General features: G+C 43.6%; 24 protein-coding genes. 23 read left to right on the plus strand and 1 reads right to left on the minus strand.

The genetic code is table 11. From position 1 onward, the window contains the following. The first annotated feature begins 6 nt into the window (after positions 1 to 6). The 11 genes from PH235_RS07715 to fliS all read left to right on the plus strand — a co-directional run bounded on the left by PH235_RS07715 (position 7) and on the right by fliS (position 9,418). Positions 7 to 420: a chemotaxis protein CheW gene (locus tag PH235_RS07715; RefSeq protein WP_272161782.1), complete on the plus strand. Its 414-nt coding sequence runs from the start codon at positions 7 to 9 to the stop codon at positions 418 to 420. A 2-nt stretch (positions 421 to 422) separates the two neighbouring features. Next, positions 423 to 1,415, plus strand: coding sequence for a flagellar motor switch protein FliM (fliM, locus tag PH235_RS07720; RefSeq protein ID WP_272161783.1), 993 nt, complete (start codon positions 423 to 425; stop codon positions 1,413 to 1,415). Continuing rightward, positions 1,416 to 2,477, plus strand: a complete 1,062-nt coding sequence (gene fliY, locus PH235_RS07725; RefSeq protein WP_272161784.1) for a flagellar motor switch phosphatase FliY — start codon at positions 1,416 to 1,418, stop codon at positions 2,475 to 2,477. A 451-nt stretch (positions 2,478 to 2,928) separates the two neighbouring features. Further along, positions 2,929 to 3,222 (plus strand): flagellar biosynthesis anti-sigma factor FlgM, encoded by a 294-nt coding sequence (gene flgM / locus PH235_RS07730; RefSeq protein ID WP_272161785.1) that lies wholly within the window; start codon positions 2,929 to 2,931, stop codon positions 3,220 to 3,222. Then, positions 3,222 to 3,590, plus strand: coding sequence for a hypothetical protein (locus PH235_RS07735; RefSeq protein ID WP_272161786.1), 369 nt, complete (start codon positions 3,222 to 3,224; stop codon positions 3,588 to 3,590). The genes flgM and PH235_RS07735 overlap by 1 nt, the downstream gene beginning before the upstream one ends. A gap of 12 nt (positions 3,591 to 3,602) precedes the next feature. Next, a complete protein-coding gene (flgK, locus tag PH235_RS07740) occupies positions 3,603 to 5,126 on the plus strand; it encodes a flagellar hook-associated protein FlgK (RefSeq protein ID WP_272161787.1) in 1,524 nt (507 codons plus the stop codon). 3 nt (positions 5,127 to 5,129) lie between these two features. Next, positions 5,130 to 6,089, plus strand: coding sequence for a flagellar hook-associated protein FlgL (flgL, locus tag PH235_RS07745; protein ID WP_272161788.1), 960 nt, complete (start codon positions 5,130 to 5,132; stop codon positions 6,087 to 6,089). Between the two features lie 119 nt (positions 6,090 to 6,208). Next, the gene (locus PH235_RS07750; RefSeq protein ID WP_272161789.1) at positions 6,209 to 7,045 is read left to right on the plus strand and encodes a flagellin N-terminal helical domain-containing protein; all 837 of its coding nucleotides are present in this window, start codon (positions 6,209 to 6,211) and stop codon (positions 7,043 to 7,045) included. Between the two features lie 136 nt (positions 7,046 to 7,181). Continuing rightward, positions 7,182 to 8,657 carry a flagellar filament capping protein FliD gene (gene fliD, locus PH235_RS07755; RefSeq protein WP_272161790.1) on the plus strand — a complete coding sequence of 492 codons (1,476 nt, stop codon included), beginning with the start codon at positions 7,182 to 7,184 and terminating at the stop codon, positions 8,655 to 8,657. 61 nt (positions 8,658 to 8,718) lie between these two features. Beyond that, the gene (locus PH235_RS07760) at positions 8,719 to 9,042 is read left to right on the plus strand and encodes a hypothetical protein (RefSeq protein WP_272161791.1); all 324 of its coding nucleotides are present in this window, start codon (positions 8,719 to 8,721) and stop codon (positions 9,040 to 9,042) included. A gap of 13 nt (positions 9,043 to 9,055) precedes the next feature. Further along, positions 9,056 to 9,418, plus strand: a complete 363-nt coding sequence (gene fliS, locus PH235_RS07765; RefSeq protein ID WP_272161792.1) for a flagellar export chaperone FliS — start codon at positions 9,056 to 9,058, stop codon at positions 9,416 to 9,418. 282 nt (positions 9,419 to 9,700) lie between these two features. Here fliS and PH235_RS07770 read toward each other — a convergent pair whose 3' ends face one another. Continuing rightward, entirely contained in the window at positions 9,701 to 9,961 is a 261-nt protein-coding gene (locus tag PH235_RS07770) for a hypothetical protein (RefSeq protein ID WP_272161793.1), read from the minus strand. A 438-nt stretch (positions 9,962 to 10,399) separates the two neighbouring features. Here PH235_RS07770 and flgB point away from each other — a divergent pair, with 438 nt between their 5' ends. The 12 genes from flgB (at position 10,400) to PH235_RS07830 (ending at position 20,029) form a co-directional block, all read left to right on the plus strand. Beyond that, positions 10,400 to 10,780, plus strand: a complete 381-nt coding sequence (gene flgB / locus PH235_RS07775) for a flagellar basal body rod protein FlgB (RefSeq protein WP_272161794.1) — start codon at positions 10,400 to 10,402, stop codon at positions 10,778 to 10,780. 25 nt (positions 10,781 to 10,805) lie between these two features. Next, the gene (gene flgC, locus PH235_RS07780) at positions 10,806 to 11,240 is read left to right on the plus strand and encodes a flagellar basal body rod protein FlgC (protein WP_272161795.1); all 435 of its coding nucleotides are present in this window, start codon (positions 10,806 to 10,808) and stop codon (positions 11,238 to 11,240) included. Positions 11,241 to 11,267: 27 nt separating this feature from the next. Then, on the plus strand, positions 11,268 to 11,600 hold the full coding sequence (gene fliE, locus PH235_RS07785; RefSeq protein ID WP_272161796.1) for a flagellar hook-basal body complex protein FliE: 333 nt from the start codon (positions 11,268 to 11,270) through the stop codon (positions 11,598 to 11,600). 24 nt (positions 11,601 to 11,624) lie between these two features. Then, the gene (fliF, locus tag PH235_RS07790; protein ID WP_272161797.1) at positions 11,625 to 13,190 is read left to right on the plus strand and encodes a flagellar basal-body MS-ring/collar protein FliF; all 1,566 of its coding nucleotides are present in this window, start codon (positions 11,625 to 11,627) and stop codon (positions 13,188 to 13,190) included. 11 nt (positions 13,191 to 13,201) lie between these two features. Beyond that, a complete protein-coding gene (fliG, locus tag PH235_RS07795; protein WP_272161798.1) occupies positions 13,202 to 14,206 on the plus strand; it encodes a flagellar motor switch protein FliG in 1,005 nt (334 codons plus the stop codon). Next, on the plus strand, positions 14,190 to 14,990 hold the full coding sequence (locus PH235_RS07800) for a FliH/SctL family protein (protein WP_272161799.1): 801 nt from the start codon (positions 14,190 to 14,192) through the stop codon (positions 14,988 to 14,990). The genes fliG and PH235_RS07800 overlap by 17 nt, the downstream gene beginning before the upstream one ends. Next, positions 14,983 to 16,293, plus strand: a complete 1,311-nt coding sequence (gene fliI / locus PH235_RS07805; RefSeq protein WP_272161800.1) for a flagellar protein export ATPase FliI — start codon at positions 14,983 to 14,985, stop codon at positions 16,291 to 16,293. Before PH235_RS07800 ends, fliI begins: the two co-directional genes overlap by 8 nt. 20 nt (positions 16,294 to 16,313) lie before the next feature. Next, positions 16,314 to 16,748, plus strand: a complete 435-nt coding sequence (fliJ, locus tag PH235_RS07810; protein WP_272161801.1) for a flagellar export protein FliJ — start codon at positions 16,314 to 16,316, stop codon at positions 16,746 to 16,748. Positions 16,749 to 16,790: 42 nt separating this feature from the next. Then, on the plus strand, positions 16,791 to 18,239 hold the full coding sequence (locus tag PH235_RS07815; protein WP_272161802.1) for a hypothetical protein: 1,449 nt from the start codon (positions 16,791 to 16,793) through the stop codon (positions 18,237 to 18,239). A gap of 18 nt (positions 18,240 to 18,257) precedes the next feature. Then, positions 18,258 to 18,677 carry a flagellar hook capping FlgD N-terminal domain-containing protein gene (locus PH235_RS07820; RefSeq protein WP_272161803.1) on the plus strand — a complete coding sequence of 140 codons (420 nt, stop codon included), beginning with the start codon at positions 18,258 to 18,260 and terminating at the stop codon, positions 18,675 to 18,677. A 4-nt stretch (positions 18,678 to 18,681) separates the two neighbouring features. After that, on the plus strand, positions 18,682 to 19,062 hold the full coding sequence (locus PH235_RS07825; RefSeq protein ID WP_272161804.1) for a flagellar biosynthesis protein: 381 nt from the start codon (positions 18,682 to 18,684) through the stop codon (positions 19,060 to 19,062). 82 nt (positions 19,063 to 19,144) lie between these two features. Then, positions 19,145 to 20,029, plus strand: coding sequence for a flagellar hook-basal body complex protein (locus PH235_RS07830; RefSeq protein WP_272161805.1), 885 nt, complete (start codon positions 19,145 to 19,147; stop codon positions 20,027 to 20,029). Positions 20,030 to 20,045: the final 16 nt, after the last annotated feature.

Consider the following 20,045-nt stretch of genomic DNA (forward strand, 5'->3'; position numbering starts at 1 on the left):
GGCAACATGCAAATAATCGTCTTTACTTTAAAAGAAAAGTATTATGCTATATCTACTGAAGATGTCGAAGAAATAGTCAAGGAATTGCCTTCTAGCCATGTGCCGAAAGCACCATACTGGGTGGAAGGATTGATCAATATCCGAGGGAATGCCATCACTTTGATTAATTTGTATAAATTACTTAGTAACACTAGTGAAACAGAAGAACTGTGTTACAATAGTATCATCATTTTGAAGAACAACGATAAAAAAGTTGCTTTTGCGGTGGACTCTGTTGAATCTGTTTCGGAAATTGATTCACACGACATACAAATGACTGACTACACGAATGCAAAGGAAGTAGCAGGCATCATCAGATTAAACAACAAAATGATCAGTTTAATAAGTATGGAAGCATTATTTTCTATAAATGAGGGGTAAGCGTGAGTAAAGTTCTATCTCAACAGGAAATAGATTTGTTGATGGAAAGTGTGAAAAGTGGAGAAATTGACACTGAACTAGTAGAGGAAACAGAGCCCGTTAAGATCAAGACATATGATTTCAGAAGGCCGGCACGGCTTTCGAAAGAATATATGACGACTTTAACGATGTTGCTCGAGGAATATGCTAAGATTGCAAGTAACTTAATAACAACTCAGGTGCGTTCAACTGTTACGCTACGAGTTGCTTCGATTGAACAAATCAGTTTTGATGAGTTTTTGCATTCTGTTCCTTACTTTACTTTGATGGGTCTATTCCGCTCGGAACCACAAGAAGGTATGCAGATTGTCGAGATCAATTCTCAAGTTTGTCTGCAGTTATTGCAGTTGTTATGCGGCAGTCCGGATACAAGACTATCGGATGCAGGAAACGGCAAAGACAGCTTTACGGATATTGAGATTGCCATTTTGGAAGAAGTGGTCGGTAATTTTGGCCATGCACTACAGTTGGCTTTCAGGGATATCGTAGAGTTGAACGTGAAGATGGAAGCAATGGAAACGAATGCACAGCTGCTGCAGACGATGTCCCCCAATGAACCTGTCATCATGACTACGTTCATCATTGAATTGTTGGAGGACCAGACATTCATCAACTTGTGCATTCCGTATATTTTTTTTGAGAGCATGTTGGAAAAGTTGAGTTTTCGTAATTGGTTCCATTCAGGCCGCACGATGGATCCTTCAGACAAAGACAACTTGACTAAAAATCTGCAATCTGTTTCGGTGTCCGTAGAGGTTTTGCTTGGGAAGACCAACGTATCGATGGATAGTTTTTTACAATTAGAGTTGGGTGATATCATCACCTTGGATAAACTCACACACGAGCCATTGGTCATGTCCATCGAGAATCTGCCAAGTTATTTGGTGAAACCTGGTGTACTGGGGAATAAAATGGCGGTTGAGGTATTACACTATATCGGAGGAGACATTGATTAAATGAGCACGGAAAAACTAACACAAGAAGAAATCGATCGCATGATGAGTGAATTAACCCAAGCGCCAGCTGCTGCATCCACAACCATCAGCCAAATGGAGAGCGATATTATCGGGGAAGTCGGTAACATCTCTATGTCCCAAGCGGCTACGACATTGTCCGAAATTTTAGGTCATAAAGTACACATCACAACACCCAAAGTATTCGTCAAAAGCATTCGTCAGGTGATAGATGCTGCTGTCAAGCCTAAAATTATTACCTCTATCGGCTTCAAAAAAGGTCTGACAGGGAACAATCTCTTGTTGATGGATGCGCAGGACTCGGTGATCATTGCCAATTTGATGATGGGCGGTGACGGTCAAGTAACCAGCACGGAACTGACAGAATTGGAACTGAGCGCAGTCGGTGAAGCAATGAACCAGATGATGGGTTCTTCCGCAACGGCCATGGCGACTATGCTAGGAAAGATGATCGATATTTTGCCTCCGGAAGTGCATTTGGTTGATGATAAGGAGCATTTCAACGTTGACATCGGTGTGGATAATCTGAATGCGGATGTCTGTCTGATCGCATTCCAACTGGAAGTTGAAGGCATTCTCCAGAGTGAAATCATGCAAGTGTTCACAATGGACGCCGTCAAAGAAATCACTGAAATCATGTTGGCGGATCAAGGGGAAGTGCTTGCGCCAGTCGAACGGAAGCACGAAGAGCGTCCCGCGCAACCACCTTTGCAGCCAGCAGCAGATGTGGTTCCGATTCAAAAACCTGCGTTTCAAGAATTGCATAAATCCGACAAACAGCATCTTCCGCAAAATCTGGAGCTGATACTGGATGTTCCGTTAGAATTCAGCGTGATGCTGGGAGAAAGCAAGAAAACGATCAAAGATATCCTTTCATTGGGTACGGGCTCTGTTGTCGAACTGAACAAACTGACGGAAGAACCTTTGAGCATTTATGTGAATGGCAAGCGGATCGCTGAAGGCGAAGTTGTAGTAATCAACGAAAAATTCGGTATCCGCATCACAAACATTCTGAGCAAAGAAAAACGCATCGAAACGTTATAGGAAGAGAAGGGACCAGCTCGTAATTCAATGAGCCGGACTCTTCTTTTTTTTGTGGCCTTACCGGTAGCTGTATGTCGGTTGTTTTGCTGTTTTCGGTAAACGTTCAGCCGACAGATGCGTGATCTCTCGACAGTTCGGGAAACCGTCCTGAGCGAACAGCCGACAGAGGAACGATCTGTCGGTTGTTTCGCGGTTTTCTATATACGTTCAGTCGACAAATGCGTGATCTCTCGACAGTTTGCGATACCATCCTGGGCGAACGCCCGACAGATGAGGCAAAGGAGATGTTTCCATATTAGCCACGTTTGGTCAGCATCCTTCTTTCATTGTTATTTGTCAATCTTGGGCTTTTTCTGGATTTTGACTTAACTTTTCAGCAAAGTGGTCGACAATAGTGATGTGGATACAATAAGATAGATACATACTAACCAGTGAAAAAGGAGTGAGTTGCATGAAAATCGGCAACGGCTATAACAGTTACCTGAAAGCAATCCAAAAGGACACATCACATAAAGAAACAATAAAGGCTGAACCGCTTAAACCAAGAGTAAATGAAGCGGCGGTAAAAGTCGAGATTTCTGAAGAAGCGAAACGCTTGGCTGAAAAGACAATCGATAGCGCCCCTAGCGCCAAAGCCCAAGAGATAAAAGCAGCAATCCAAAACGGTACATATAAAGTGAGTGCCGAAAAAATTGCAGCGAGCATGATGAAAGCAATGGAAGAGCAAGGGGCTGGCTCGGAATAATGGAAACCAGACAAAATGGCTTATCGTTGTTGCTAGCACTCAAAGAAACCTTGCAGCGTGAAAAGGAAGCTTTGATGGCGAATGATAGTGTTGCATTCAATAATATTGTCACCGAAAAGCAGGTTTTTTTGTCCCATTTGGAAGAAGCATCTTTTGAAGAATGCAGCCGTGTTGATATCGAAAAAGAAGTAAACGAAATAAAGGAGCTGCAGGAATGCAATCTTTTGTTGACAAAACAAGCAATCAGTTATCATGACAGCATTTTGACTGCTTTATCGGATGGGATGGAAAAAAGCTCCCGTACATATTCCAGGAAAGGACAACTGTCCCCTTCCAAAAATGCAGGTCTGTTCAATCAATCAATTTAAGGTGGAGGTATCATGGCAGGGTTATTTGGCATATTAAATGCAGGAACGAACGGCATGAGCGCAGCTCAGGCGGCAATGCAGACAACAGGCAACAACATTTCGAACGCCAATACAGATGGCTACTCCAGACAACGGGTGAATTTGGTTGCCAGCAACCCATACACGCTTTCCGGCGTTGGCCAACTTGGCACAGGCGTGCGAATGGAATCCGTCACACGGATTGTTGACGATTATTTAGTGAAGCAATCTTTCACAGAAAATGCTTCCTTGGAAAAATTCACGCAGAAAGCAGATGTATTGGGCCAATTGGAATCTGTTTTCAATGAGCCTTCTGAAACAGGACTCAACAATAAACTGACGGAGTTCTATGAATCTTGGAAATACTTGGGAAACAATCCTGAAATGACCACTTCCAAAACAATGGTCAGTCAACAGGCACAAACACTGACGGATACGATCTCCCATATGGGTTCGCAACTGGACAGTCTTCAAGAAGGTACTGTTCAGGTTATTTCCAAAAAAGTCTTGGACTTCAACACTAAAGTCGAGCAGTTGGAATCAATCAACGAGCAAATTTTTTCTGTAGTCACAAAAGGTGAGATGCCGAATACGTTATTGGACCAAAGGGATAAGCTGGTAGAGGAGATTTCAGGAATCACTTCGGTGGAAGTGAAGACGGATGCATACCAGCGTACCTTCATCAGCATTGATGGAGAAGTTATTCTCGGAGCAAATAAGCGCCAAGTGTTGAGTGTGGCAATCGGCGCCACTTCCGATGACGGCTCGCTCATCTCGACCAATGGCAGCACGGCGAAAACGGTCGAATCATCCGAATCTTTCCCAGCCGGAACGTTGTTGCTGCAGCAAACGGCAGAGGACGGGGCTACCAAGTTTACGGAGCTATCCAGCAGAAGCGGCCACATCAGCGGTTCGCAGGAAGCTTTGGTGGAGATCGACCGTGGGATCAAAGAATTGAACCAACTAGTCTCAACTGTTGCCAAAGCGGTCAATTTAGTCCACAGCGACAACGGGATCGGGATTCCCTTTTTTGATTTAGGCGATGATCCGGATAATGTCATTTCCAACTTGAAAGTGAATTCCGCCATCACGGAGGACCCAAACAAGATTGTTGCGGGGAAATCCCTTACGGGCCAGATAGCCGGAGACGGTACCCGGGCGCGGGCGATTGCCGACATCCAGTCGAAGGCACTGCAGTATTCCTCAAAAGAGGCGCTCGAATTTGATGCGGATACACTGAAGATTACAGCGCAACCCAACGGCACTACTACAGCAGATGCTTACAATGACATCATCACCCGAGTGGGGATTTCGAAGCAACAGGCCGACTTCATGATGGAGAACCAAAATGAAGTGGTTTCCTTCCTTGAGCAAAGGAAGAGTTCCATTTCCGGCGTTTCCATCAACGAAGAGGTTGTGAACATCATGAAATTCCAAAGTGCATTTCAGGCAAACGCTAAGGTGTTGGCCGTCACCTCCGAGATGCTGGACACTTTGATCAATCGGACGGGGGTATAAAACATGCGCATTACGGACAGAATAACCGCAACGAACATGATCCAAAGCATTAATCGAAGCCAAGGCAAGTTGGAAAAATACAATAACCAATTGTCTTCGATGAAGGAAATCAGCAAACCATCCGATGATCCACTAAGGGCATCGCAGATCATGAATTTGAACAACAGCCTGATCCAAAATGAAGAGTTTTCCGTAACGATTGCGGACACAGTCGATTGGACCAATATGCAGGATTCCGCGCTGGAAAATGCTACCAATTCACTCAGACGGATCACGACACTGATACAGTCGGCTTCCACCGGAACAATGTCGGATTCGGACCGTCAAGCCATCAAAGTCGAAATGGAAAACGAAATCAGTACAATGGTCGATTCATTGAACACGAATTTTGGCGGAAAGTATGTCTTCTCTGGTATGAACACAACCACGAAACCGTTCGAAATCAGTCGGGATGCTAATGGGCAGATGACCGGCATCCAATATCAAGGAACGCAGGACGGGACGGATGCAGACGGAAACGTCATACCGGTAAAAGCCGACTTAACCCGTACAATCGCGACCGGCGTGGATGTCTCACTGAAGACGGATGGCAGACAGCTGATGAATGAACAGGGCACTCCTGCAGAAAAAGATGATCTTGGCACGTTTCTTGCGGATGCGCTGAAAGCTCTGGATGCGAACGATACCGAATCCCTCGCAGGAAAACTGCTTGCGCGCTCCAACAAGGAGACCGAGAATGTCGTCAATATGCGGACCGAAATCGGCGCCATCTCCAACCGGCTGAAATCCGCGCAAGAGCGGAACACTTCCGAAAACATTAACCTCAAGTCGATCCGTTCCAACAAACAAGATGTGGATCTGGCCGAGAAGTATATGGAATTCACGATGGAACAGCAAGCGTTCCAGGCAGCGCTGTCCATGGGCACCAAGATTCTCCAGACCAATATTTTAGACTATCTTTAAGATAGTCTATTTTTTTTTGAAATTCAGCAAAATAATGCTTAACTATTTCAGACCCGCTCCGATTACATATATATAGGCAAGGCCTTAACAAAACGAAAACACACTAGGAGGAAATACACATGAGAATCGGAACAAATACAGCAGCAATGAATACATATTCAAACTTGACAGCAGCAAACTCTTCAAAAGCAGGTTCATTAGCAAAACTATCTTCAGGCTTGCGTATCAACAAAGCAGGGGACGACGCTGCTGGACTTTCTATCTCGGAAAAAATGAAGAACCAAATCAGCGGCTTGACGCAAGCAACACGCAATGCACAAGATGGTATTTCTTTAATCCAAACAGCTGAAGGCGGACTAACAGAAACACACAGCATCCTAAACCGTATGCGAGATCTTACAGTGCAAGCAGCAAACGATACTAATACGGATAAGGATCGCTCTGCAATTCAAACTGAAATTACTTCTCTAACTTCAGAAATTGAACGCATTGCAACAGATACACAATTCAATACAAAAAGTCTTTTAAATGGTGGTGCTACAGGTAAAGTATTTTCATTCCAGATTGGTGCAAATGCGGATCAAAATATTTCTGTTACAATTTCTGATATGTCAACTGCGGCAGCAGGACTTGACCTTGCTGGTAAAGTAGATGTTACAGTGCCTACTGACGCTGCTGGTTTTGATACAATTATAGGTACTATTGATGGTGCAATTGAAAAAGTGTCAACTCAAAGAGCGAGTTTGGGTGCGAACCAAAACCGCTTGGATCACACAATCAACAACCTTTCCACTACTAAAGAAAATCTGTCTGAAGCAAACTCTCGTATCGTTGACGTTGACATGGCTGAAGAAATGACTTCATTCACGAAATCAAACATTTTGGCGCAAGCTGCAACTTCGATGTTGGCGCAAGCGAACCAAATGCCACAATCAGTTCTTTCTTTGCTACAATAATCATTTCCGATCAAAGGCCGGCCATATGGCTGGCCTTTGATTGCTTTATAAGCATAAAAATACTATCATGTCGTATAGCGGCACCAGCCAGCTTCACTAATAAGACCATGCTCTCAGTATAGAACGGAGTGAAAAAATGAGTGTATCCAACAGTATCAATTTTTTGGGTTCCTATTCAGGAATCACTTCTGAAACAATCGATTCCTTGATTGCCGCGCAATCCGGTAAACTGACCCAATACAATAACCAAAAAGAATCCTTAACCAAAGAAAAAACAGCCTGGTCGGACATCCAAACAAGATTAACGAACCTGAACACAAAAATGGATGCTTTGATGGATCCAAAAAGTTTCTTTTCAAAAAAAACTACGAGTTCCGATGAAACGAAACTCGCGGTGACTGCCGCAACAAATGCCGTTTCCGGTAATTATGAAATCACCGTAGAAAGGTTGGCAAGCGCCTCTCGATTGACTTCCGGACAAATCCTGACGACCGACCAAACAACCACCACAGCCTTAGGTTTCGAGGGCACCTTCACGCTGGCGAGTCAGGACACGAGCGAAATCGGTTCAAGTAGTCCAACGACATTGAAACAAGCGGACATCACTGTTGCAAGCACGGATACATTGAAGGACATAATCACAAAAATCAACGCAACAACGAAAGACAGTGGCATATCCGCCACCATCATCGATGGCCGCTTATCGCTTACTGATGCGCAGATGGGCGACCGGACGATTTCCGCTACCAGTGCGACCGATTTGGCTGATAAATTAGCCCTGAACCCCGCCGCGACCGGTGGCGCACAAGCCACCCTGGTTACCGGCACTTCGGCCAGAGTTACCGTCAACAATACGATCACGCTTGAGCGCAACAGCAACACGATCGCCGATGCGATCGAAGGGATGACGCTCAATCTGAAAGCAACTACAGCGGGCTCCTCAGTGTCCGTATCGGTTGCCGATGACACAGACAATACCCTGAAGGTTGTGAAAGATTTCATCGAGCAATACAACTCGACTGTGAGCTTCATCACGGAAAAACTGTCGGTCGGCAATCCATCTTCCGAGACCAATGTGTCGGGAGCGCTCAGCGGAGACAGCACATTGCTGCGTCTGCAATCCAACCTGAGACAAATGCTGACGGGCGGAGTGGAAATCCAAAAAGTAGATCCTTCCAACCCGAACGAAGTACAAAAATATGATTTTATCGGATCGCTAGGCATTTCGGTCGATCGCTACGGCAAAGCCAGCATCGACGAAACCAAACTGAAGGAAGTCATCACCAAGGAACCTGAACGTGTCGCTTCGTTCTTCAGCAGAAGCATTACGGTTGACGGGACCACCGATAAGAAGAAAGTCGGCTTGGCCGAAAAGCTTCAGATTGTGGTAAACAGCTTTGTCGATTCCAAAGACGGGATGATCACTGCCAAAAACAAGACCTATGATAAAGCAATGGACGACATCGCCAAGAAGATAGAAGCATTCAATGAACGCATGGCAGCGCAGCGGGCACGCTACGTCAAGATGTTTACGGCTTTGGACACGGCGATGATGCAAGCGGAGTCGCAGATGTCTTACTTATCAAGCCAGCTAACGAGTTCCAATGACTAATGATCACGGAGGAGAGAGGGTGTCGTGAAAGATGCAGGATGCAGATTTCGCTAAGGAAAGATTGGATATTTTACTTGAAATGAAGCAATTATTTGATTCATGGGATGGCACAGCGATGCAGGGAATCAAAATAATCGAAAAAAACCAAGAGCATACCGCTGCTCTCCAAAGATTCGATAGTATCGAAGGCATGAGCCCATTTTCAAAATCAGAAAATGATTTGCTCATCAAGGTTATTCAAAAACAGAAATTAGTGCTGTATACTTTAAGGAATAATAAAGAAGAACTGCTTCAGCAAGCAAAACAAGTGAATCAAAAAAGCCGCATCATCGAAAGCTATTTATACTTGAAGAAAACGCCGGTTTTTGTTGATAGAGGCATGTGAATGGGAGAGAAAAATGTATAACAGAAATAAGCAGAATGTTTATCTTCAGAACCAAGTCATGACTGCAACGCCAAAGAAATTGATCGTCCTGCTTTATGATGGCTGCATCAAATTCATGAATTTGGCGGAACGAGCGATCCTGGACAAGAAAATGGAAAATGCGCATATCAATCTGATCAAGGCCCAGAACATCGTTATGGAACTAAAGGGAACCTTGAATTTTGAAGACGGTGCAGCAATCGCTGAAGAACTTGATGCAATTTATGGACATCTTCAAGCAGCGTTGATAAAAGCGAACATCGATAAAGATGCGGAGCAAGTGAAAAAGTGTTGCCTCATTATGCAAGATTTGAGAGCATCGTGGATTGAAGTTTAATAAAAAAATTGCAATAGAGGATGCCCCGCGCATACTCTATTTTTTTGTGCGTACAGCATGGAAATGAACAATCTTGCGCAATAAAGCGAGTTCCTACTGCACGAATTTCCAAGAGTGTATGTGAGGCAGTGACATGAATGGAAGGTTATTATCCTACTCGAGATTGGCAAGCTGCAGAAGGGTATGTTGTTTCCGCCTTATTGTCTTCTTAGTATTATACGACTAATTGAATTAGATTATATTTTTCTTCTTTATAATTTAATTAACAAATAATATATTTCTTTAGAGAAAGAATTGCTGCCCCGTAAGGATGTTGATTGCCGTTTTTTGAAAATATCTGGCTATAATTAAGACTGTTTTTTTATTGGGTTCATAAAATACAATATCAACGCACTGCTCTGACAAATCTAGGTCATAATAATTAGGGGAGTCCGCAAAGTTTTTGACGAGAATCGGTCCAGAGTCGCTAAATAAATTTCCGTCTGTATTTGAAACCGTCATTTTAGAGTTGAACTTCACCTTTTTATCATGTTGTGTAGCCATTGATAGAACCCCCAATCTGATATGGTCGTGTTGTGATGACTTAATCATGTCAGATTGAGGTTTATTATGTATTCCCACTGGTATTTGGGAAATATATGGGCAGGGCCAAAAATGGGATCGAAAGTTAGATCAATTTTCTGCCATAACCTACAGATGCTTCAATTAAAATACGAAAAGTAAGGTACTTTGAAAGCGGTAAGTTCCAAAGTGAAGAAACAATATATTGGAATTGCTATTCTCTGAGGGTTGTTTTTCTACACCTTCGTACTTTGCATCGATAATAGTATTAAATCGTTGGTTATCAAAAAAATTTACGAAGAATGGATTGAATAAAATTACGATGTTTAAATATTTGTAAAGTGGTGTATAATGAATAAGATTGATGTAATGAATGTGAATAAAGTGTGAACGAAATGATACGTGAGGTGGGGGCGCTGAATGAATGACATAAATTACAATCTGCTTAGAAATGCATTAAATGCTGCTTCTACACGGCAAGAGGTTATTTCGAGCAATATATCGAATGTAAATACAGATAATTATAAAGTGGGACAGGTGCAATTTGAATCGCTTTTAGTTCAGGCAAATCAAAGTCTGTCCATGAAACAAACGAACGACTTGCATATTGGCTTCGATGATCTATCTAAAATCGATCCGCTTGTGACAAAAAGGACAGATACTGCGGTTAAAGAAAATGGCAACAACGTAGATATTGATATGGAGATGGCGAATCAAGCCCAAAATAGTCTGTACTACAACGCGCTTGTGACGCAATTGAATGCAAAGTATGGACTCCTTAATACTGCAATATCCAGTTAGAAAATGAAAGGGGTTAAACGAACAAATGTCCATTTTTGATTCTCTGCACATCAACTCAAGCGGTCTTAGTTTGGAACGATTGAAGTTGGATGTCATATCTACGAACATAGCGAATGTCAATACGACTCGAACGGAGGAAGGCGGACCGTATTTGAAGAAGACGGTTTCTTTCGAGGAGAGCATAAAAAGGACAACGAATCCCGGACTTAACGGTTCGACAGAAAAGAGCTTCGGGGTGCGCCCGACTGCGATCGATTCCGATGAAACAGCAGTCATCCGGGAATATGACCCGACACATATAGACGCAGATGAGAATGGATATGTCACCAAACCGAATGTGAATATGGCAGACGAGATGGTAGACATGATGTTGACGATGCGAACCTACGAAGCGAATGCTACTGCATTGGAAGCAAGTAAAGATATGCTGAAGCGAGCGCTGCAAATTTCAGCTGATTGATCAATAAATGAGTGAATGGAGTGTCACATGGCTATCAGTTTACCAATATATAATTTAGGCGGCAGTACCGCTAGCAGTATACTAACATCTGAAATCAGCTCATTAAGTGGAAAGACTAACATTCAGGACCAGAGCGCTGCAGCCTCTTTCGATAATCTGCTTGGCAAATCAATGACGATGCTTAATGAAACGCAACAAGCGTCTGACTTGGCGACACAAGGTCTGATAATGGGTGACAGCCAGAATTTGCATGATGTCATGATCAAGGCTACTGAAGCGCAGTTGGCTCTTGATTTAGCAGTACAGGTCAGAAATAAAAGTCTGGAAGCATTCAATGAAATCAAAAATATGCAATTTTAATGATAGGCAAGGGGAATAAGCTACATGAATCAATTGAAGAGCACGATGGGGGAGATTCAAGAAGGCTGGCGGGGTCTCAGCACTCAAAAGAAAGCAGGGATGATAACTGCTCTCCTTTCAATCTTTCTGCTTGTTTCAGGACTCTCTTATTATTCCCAACGCGTGGAATACACAACTTTATTTTCAGGGTTGGAAGAGGCAGATGCAGGTTTGATCGTAAATGATCTGGATGCAAAAAAGATCTCTTATAAGCTTGAGGACAACGGAAGAACGATTCTGATCGATGACACACAACTTGATAAATATCGGATTCAATTGGCTGTTGATGGGATGATGCCGGAGACTTCGACCGGTTTTGAAATTTTTGATGAGACGAGCATGATGGCGACGGACGAGGACCGCAATATCATGTACCAGCGGGCAGTAACAGGTGAATTGGAACGAGCCATCACCTCTCTTCAATCCGTTGAGTCTGCCAAAGTCATCTTATCCATTCCAAAAGGAAGCGTCTTTGGCACAGAACAACCAGAAGCCAGTGCATCCGTAGTGATTGCGACGCGAGGGAATCAACAGCTGCCTGCTGCCACTATTCAAGGGGTCGTTTCCTTGGTGTCCGGTGCGGTAGAAAATTTACCGACCAACAACATTAAAATAGTAGACAAAAATGGAAAGGTCTTGGGAAATGCAGTGATGGCAGGTTCAGATGAGTACTCACCCGAGTTGGTGAGTCGGTACAATGCTATCGTCACGAATTACGAACAGCAACTGCAACAGAAGTTGGTGGCAGCGTTGGCACCTATCTATGGAATGGAGAATCTTTCCATTGCTTTAAATGCAGAGATGGATTTTGACTCATTTCAACAAGAAGAGATTCTTTATGGTGAAGCAGCGATCCGGAGTCAAAATGTTGCGGTCACTGGTGGAACGATTGATGTCAATGATGGAGCCGAGGCTACAGCAAACGATAACGCGATAAATTCTGTTATTTCGGAGGAAGATGGAGGACAGTCATCTTATGAACAGACCATCAATAATGAATTAAACACCACCAGTTCTGTCAGAGTCAGCGCTCCTGGAACGATAACGAGAATAACCGCGACTGTCATATTCAATGGCACATTGAGCAATGAACAACAGATTCAACTTGATAATATCACAAAAGCAACGATTGGGTTTGATGCGGGACGGAATGATCGGGTTGAAATCGAAGGGATTCCATTTATTGCGTCGGAAGATGCAGCAGAAGTGATTGTCGACGATAAGACGACCTTTGCCTATTACCTGAAAGAATATGGTTTGTATGTTGCGGCGGGCATAGGTGGGCTGTTGATCTTGTCTCTGATCGCTTTCATTTTCCGCAACAGTAAGGAAAAGAAGTACCGCGCTTTTGATGAGGAAATGGCTAATGCAAAACGTATTATTGAGGAAAAAAATATTCCTCAGCCTCCTTCTGTAAACAATCAAGAGGCTGATCTGTTTGATTTCACTCAAAATCCAAAGTTCCAGAGGGATGCAAAGGTGAAGGTTTATGCGAAAGAGAATCCGGAAATGGTCGCAGATATGATTAAAATATGGATGAAAGATAAGTAGGTGTTATATAAGTGAGCGATATAGCTGGAATCAAGAAGGCAGCAATTTTGCTTATCTCATTAGGAACAGAAACCTCTGCAGAAATAATGCGGCAACTGCCCGAAAGTTACATTCAAAAAATAAGCTATGAGATAGCAAACATTGATTATGTCAATCCAGATGAAGTAGACGAAATCGCTACAGAGTTTTTGGAAATGGCACAAGCGAGAGAGTATGTCATAGATGGCGGGGTAGAGTATGCCCGTAACTTGTTGAATATGGCCTTGGGTGCGCAGCGAGCAAAAGAAGTCATAGATATGCTGAATCAGATCCAATTACGTGAACGCCCGTTTGATATAGCGAGAAAAGCTGACCCGCAGCAGTTGACGAATTTGCTCCTGCACGAACAGCCTCAGACAGTAGCATTGATACTTTGTTACATGCAGCCCGACAAAGCGGCGATGATTCTATCCCAGTTTTCTTTAGAAAAACAATCCGAAATTGCGGAAAGAATCGGAACGATCACGCGCACAACGCCTGCAGTAATAGAAAAAATTGAAAAAGTGATCGAGACGAAATTCTCGAGCTTTGTGGATAATGAAACAGAATCAGTGGGAGGCGTCCATACGCTGGTTGAAATCCTTAACTCTGTTGGACGGAGCACGGAGAAGAACATCATATCGATGTTGGAAGAAAAACAACCGGAACTGGCTGATGAAATCAAAGCTAAGCTGTTTACGTTTGAAGATATCGTCAGCCTGGAACGTGGAGATGTTCAAAAAGTTCTGCGTGAAGTGGATAATGACCAATTGGCCTTGGCTCTCAAAGGCGTATCGGAAGACATCAAGCAGTTCATATTCCAAAATCTATCCAGTCGGGCAGTCGAAACCCTACAGGAAGAGTTGCAGTTTATGGGACCAGCGCGCTTATCAGCTGTAGAAGAAGCGCAACAGAAGGTCGTCTCAGTCATAAGAAGGCTGGATGAAGTTGGAGAAATTTACTTAAGAAGAGGTGAACAAGATGCCGTCATCTCATAACATCATTAAGTCGCATCAATGGAAGTCGGATGAAACTACTTCAGATATCGACACAAAATTATCTGTTATCCAAAAAGCGTCATTGCTGTCTCACAAAAAAACGGGGATGAACGACAAGCGTCAAGCAGATGCCAGTACCCCTTTCGCTGCTCAAGCCGAGCAGATCGGACAGTTGTTATTGGAGGCCCAGGAAGAACGACAAAGCGTCATTGCCCAAGCCGTTGTAGAAGCAGACCTCATCAAGCATAAGGCGAAAGAAGAAGGGATGCTCGAAGGGAAAGAGTTGGGCATGCAAGAAGGTTTTCTTGCTGGCTATGAAAAAGGCCGGCAAGAGGGATTAGAGACATTGTCAAAAATCCGGGGAAGCCTGCTGAATCAATTAAAAGAGACCGATACACTTGTATCGACCTATTACAAAGAAAATAAAGAGGCAATTATTGAACTGGCTGCGCAGATGGCAGAACAAATCGTGCACCATTCTATTGATAGAACTGATGAATCAATCATGCTTCTGCTCAATCCGATCCTAAAAAGAATGGAAAAAAACGAGCCCTTCATTACGATTACAGTGCGTCCGGATGATGCTGAAACGATCAGAATAAAAGTCAACGAGCACGAAATGGATGAATTTACTGCACGTTATGTCGTGTTGAGCGATGACACGTTGGAAAAGAATGGCTGCATCATTGAGTGCAGCCGGTCCATCATCGATTTGCAGATAAAGAAACAACTTGCTGCTATTGTCGCAGATCTGAATGTTCTGGGAGATAATAGCCATGTTTGAAATTCCCTTTGAAACATACCATAGACAAATCCGAAAAAAAAAATTCTATCTGAAGATGGGCAAGGTGAGTCAAGTCACTGGACTGATCATCAGAGTAGAGGGTCTGGATGCCTTTATCGGTGAAGTTTGCGAGATTCAGATCAGGTCGACCGGAAGTACGGTCTTGAGTGAAGTGGTCGGCTTTGTGGATGCAACCGTATTGCTGATGCCGCTTGATGAAATCGATGGAATAGGACCGGGTTGTTTAGTGCGTCCAACCGGAAAGACACTTCAGATTGAAGTCAGTGATGAACTGCTTGGCACCACGCTGGATGGTTTGGGAAGACCGATGGATCAAACGAAGCAACTGAATGGTGCTCCCTTCAAAGTGAACAGAAGCGCACCAGATCCATTCAGACGCAACAGAATTGAGCAGGTTATCCCTACCGGAATTAAAGCGATCGACGGGCTGCTTACAATTGGTGAAGGACAGCGGGTTGGGATCTTTGCCGGTAGTGGTGTCGGGAAAAGTACCCTTTTAGGGATGATTGCACGATACTGCGAGGCGGACGTGATTGTGATTGGTCTCATCGGAGAGCGTGGACGTGAAGTGTTGGAATTCATCGAAAAGGATTTGGGTGAAGAAGGCTACCGTAAATCGGTGGTTGTCTGCGCTACTTCAGATTCTCCACCGTTGGTCCGGCTAAAGGGGGCGTATGTTGCCACCGCGATAGCAGAGTACTATAGGGATCAAGGGAAAAAAGTAATTTTGATGATGGACTCCGTGACGCGTGTCGCCATGGCACAAAGGGAAATCGGATTGGCTACAGGGGAACCACCGACATCAAAAGGGTACACACCTTCCGTGTTCACAGTGCTTCCGAAATTATTGGAGAGAAGCGGCATGTCCGAGCATGGCTCGATCACTGCTTTTTACACAGTATTGGTTGAAGGGGATGACATGAACGAGCCAATCGCAGATGCGGTCCGAGGGATCTTGGACGGACATATCATCCTTTCAAGGAAAATTGCTGCGGAGAATCAATATCCGGCAATCGATGTCCAAAACAGCGTAAGCCGTTTGATGAAAGATATCGTTCCGGAATCGCACAGCCGTGCCGCAGGAATGCTGAAAGAGAATATGGCCATTTATGCAGAAGCGAAAGACTTGATCGACGTAGGTGCCTATCGGAAAGGGAGTAGCCCTGAAATTGATCGGGCTATTTTACTTGCGCCCGTCATCAAAAACTTCTTGAAGCAACGTGTGGATGAACCTCATTCTCATAGCGAAATTGTGGCTACTTTACAAAATTTGTTCAAATGATCAGAAATCAAGGTGATTAGGTGAAAAGACATCAATTTTCAATGGAAAAAATTCTCGAGTGGCGAATTACAGAAGAAGAAAACGCCAGGAAATCAGTTCTCCATGCCCAAAATAAAATGCAACAGCAGCAACTACAACTCACACATCTTGTTAATGAAAACACCAAATTGAAACACGACCAAATGAAGCTGACAGAGATAAGCACTTTAAGGTATAACCATCACCTTAAAGGCTTGATCGACGAAAAAATAATCATTCAAAAGAATGCTATCGACCAAGCACAAAGTGATATGGATCAGCTTCAAGAAGCGTTGATACAAGCACATAAAGACCGTAAAATAATGGAAAAGTTAAAGGAACGCGAAAGTGTGCAGGTGCTTGCGCAATTGCAAAGTGAAGAACAAAAAGAGCTTGACGAAATCGCTACGCTTCAGTATAAAAAAAGCTACTTTTAAGTCGATTATAGTATAGGATGGGCATTTAAAGGAGGTGAAATATTGATTACAGGATTATCTTCTGGAATTTCAGCGCAACTTCCCGGTTCGGCTCAAGTACCTACCACAAAAGAAGCCGGATTAATTTTTGACAGTCTTCTGTCGGGTAGGATCACAGGCAAGGAACCGACTCCCGATATGCAAGAAGAAACACCCGACTCCTCGGAAATGGCGGCGCCGGAAGAAAGCACTGATCAAGAAGCCATGGAACAGGCCTATATGAATCTCTTTCTCTACAGAATCCTTCAGGATGGGAAATCTTCGTTAGCAGGTAGAACTTTTCCAACAGAAGAAAAAGCAGATCAAGCGGGAGAGTGGCTTGTAAGTGTAGCAGATCAACAACTTGTGATAACAGAGAAACTTAACAACTCTGCTCTTGCAGTAGAGACGCGTACAATAACTTCACAAATTGAAGACAGTTCACGCATGAAAAGTCTGCCTGTTTCAGAGGCCACCATCGTAACTGAGTCAACTGGACCACAAGCGGATGAGCGGGCCACCACTACAGAAAGCATTGGAGTAAGGGCATCGGAAGAAAAGGAATTCTATTCGACCAGTTATGCTTTACAGAGACAACAGATAGAACGTTCATTGGCCGGACCTGAAATCCGCCTAGAACAGAAATCGGAGAATAGCTTGGAGCCAGGTTATTCCTTACTGGCTGATGAGCTGTTGAAAGATACGGCAACAATTCCCGGGGAACATAAAATGAGACAATCGGACCATGCTTTTTCTATAGAGGCAATCAGCAAACCGGATGAATTCTCAACATACTTTTCAGAAAGTCCAGCAACGGTGGATACAGAGCCAGAAGGTAAGAGCACTGAGCAACCCACTGAACTGCTAGTAAGAAAAACAACCATTCGACAAACGATTGCTGATGAAGAGGAAAAGGTTGACCAAGCGGAAGCAGCTGCAAAGGCAACAGATTTTAACGGAAACAAATCACATTTAAATCAAGGACCGATTAACCGTGATTTAGCCACAGAGAATGTATTTGGACACAAGCCTTCAAAAGTGACTGCATCTCATATCGAAGACATCCAAAAGACAATCGAAATGCAGATAGAAAAAACGCCTGTGCTAAGTAATACAGTCGTGAAAATTCTTCTTACCCCGGATAATATCGGGGATATCCATGTAAAACTGATCAAAACGAAAGAAAGCATCACTGCTGTCCTGCATGTCAAGGATGCCGAAACGAAGGGGCTATTGGAGGATCAATTGCCACTATTGATGGAGCCATTCAAACATAGTATTTCTGAAGTATCAGTAACCATCACTGTTGTTGCTGACACAAGTTTAGCCTTTTCCTTTTCAGAAGGAGCTGATCCGGGACATCGGAAAATGGAACGTCAGGAATCCAGAAAAAGAACATCAAAAGAGAAGACAGAAACAAAACAAAAACCAATGACTAAGCAGCCTTCAAGCGGGCTGAGTTTATTGGCATAATGAGGAGGTGAACGTATAGTGGATATCACACCAAATTTTACGATCGGATCAACGGAACAGCTGGTGAGCAATAAAAATCAAAGCAATTCTGATCTTTCTATGGATGATTTTTTGCAGATCATGGCTGCAGCCATAAAAATGCCTGCCATGTCAGAAGAAGGGGGAAGCAGTGGAGGCTCCACAGATTTCATGGCTCAAATGATCCAATTCAGTACGATGGAACAGTTGAAAGATTTGACTGAATCATTGAACACAACCATGTTGATGACACAACAACAACAGGCATTAGCAATGATCGGGAAAACCGTTACTGTGACTGGAGGAACAAGCATCGTCACAGGAGTAGTGGATAAGGTGAAATTTTCAAATGGATTTGCAACGCTGATGATTGGAGGAAAGGACTACTATTTGAATGACATACAGTCGATTGGAGAGTAACCGGATGGACATAAGAGCGAATGCCGATATTAAGAGGGTTGAGCCACTCCAACAGATTAATAAGAAGCAACAAGTATCAAGAGAGTTCCAAACAATCATGCAAGAGGCGCTGAGCCAAAGTACAGATGACAAAGGGTTGAAGATTTCCAACCATGCTCAAAAACGTCTGGATCAAAGAGGATTTTCATTGGCGGGTGAAGATATGAGTAACCTGAGCCAAGCGATGGATGAGCTGAATGATAAAGGTTCAAAAAATTCTTTATTATTTTATAAAGACATGGCATTAATAGCAAGCATCGACAATCGAACGATCATCACCGCGTTGAATCAGAATGAATTGGACACAGTGATGAATATTGACAGCACAAAATTCATTAAAGATTAAAAAACGACTGGACCGATAAGGAAGCCGTGCGATCCTTGAATGACAGATAGGATCAAGATGTTAACTACTAGGAGGAAATCACATGTTAAAATCATTATACTCTGGCGTTACAGGCATGAAAAACTTACAAACAAAGATGGATGTAATTTCAAATAATATAGCTAACGTAAACACAACTGGATTCAAGAGCGGAAGGGTACGTTTTGAAGATATGATCAGCCAATCGATTGCGAGTGCCCAAGAAGGTGTAAATGCGAAGCAAGTTGGACTTGGCGTCCAGACAAGTGCCATCGACACGATCATGAACGGTGGATCCCTGCAATCCACAGGCCGTGAACTGGACTTCGGGATAGAGAATGGCGACAGCTCTTTCTTTGTTGTGAGTGGAGATGGCGGTGTCAATAATTACTACACCCGGGATGGAGGTTTCTACCTCGATGCCGAGAATAATTTGGTGACGAGTGCTGGTTACAGTGTCATGGGCGTCAACAATACTGAGCCGGATGGGACTGAAACTCTGGAAAAACTGAGTGTGCCTGCCTATATCCAGGTCAATGCTGACGGAACGATTTCAGCATCAGACAGTATCCCTAATGGAGCAACCAACGTGTTTGGTTTGAAGAGTCATTCCGTTGACGCTAAAGGTGTCATCACCGGAAATTATGGGAATGGCGAATCCTATGTGATCGGACAAGTTGCATTGGCTAAGTTCGCTAATGCGGCTGGATTGGAAAAATCCGGAGGCAATCTGTATATTGAATCAGCCAACTCTGGTGCTCCAGAACTAGGTTTTCCAGCAGACGATGGTTATGGCGTCATCCGATCAGGCTTTTTGGAAATGTCAAATGTCGATCTTGCGAACGAGTTTACCGAAATGATCATCGCTAATAGAGCCTATCAAGCAAACTCAAGAAGCATAACGACTTCTGACTCGATGTTGGAAGAGTTATTGGCATTGAAACGCTAAACTTCAAGAAGAAATG

Source organism: Trichococcus sp. K1Tr (assembly GCF_028309625.1).
In the GTDB taxonomy this organism is placed as follows: Bacteria; Bacillota; Bacilli; order Lactobacillales; family Aerococcaceae; genus Trichococcus.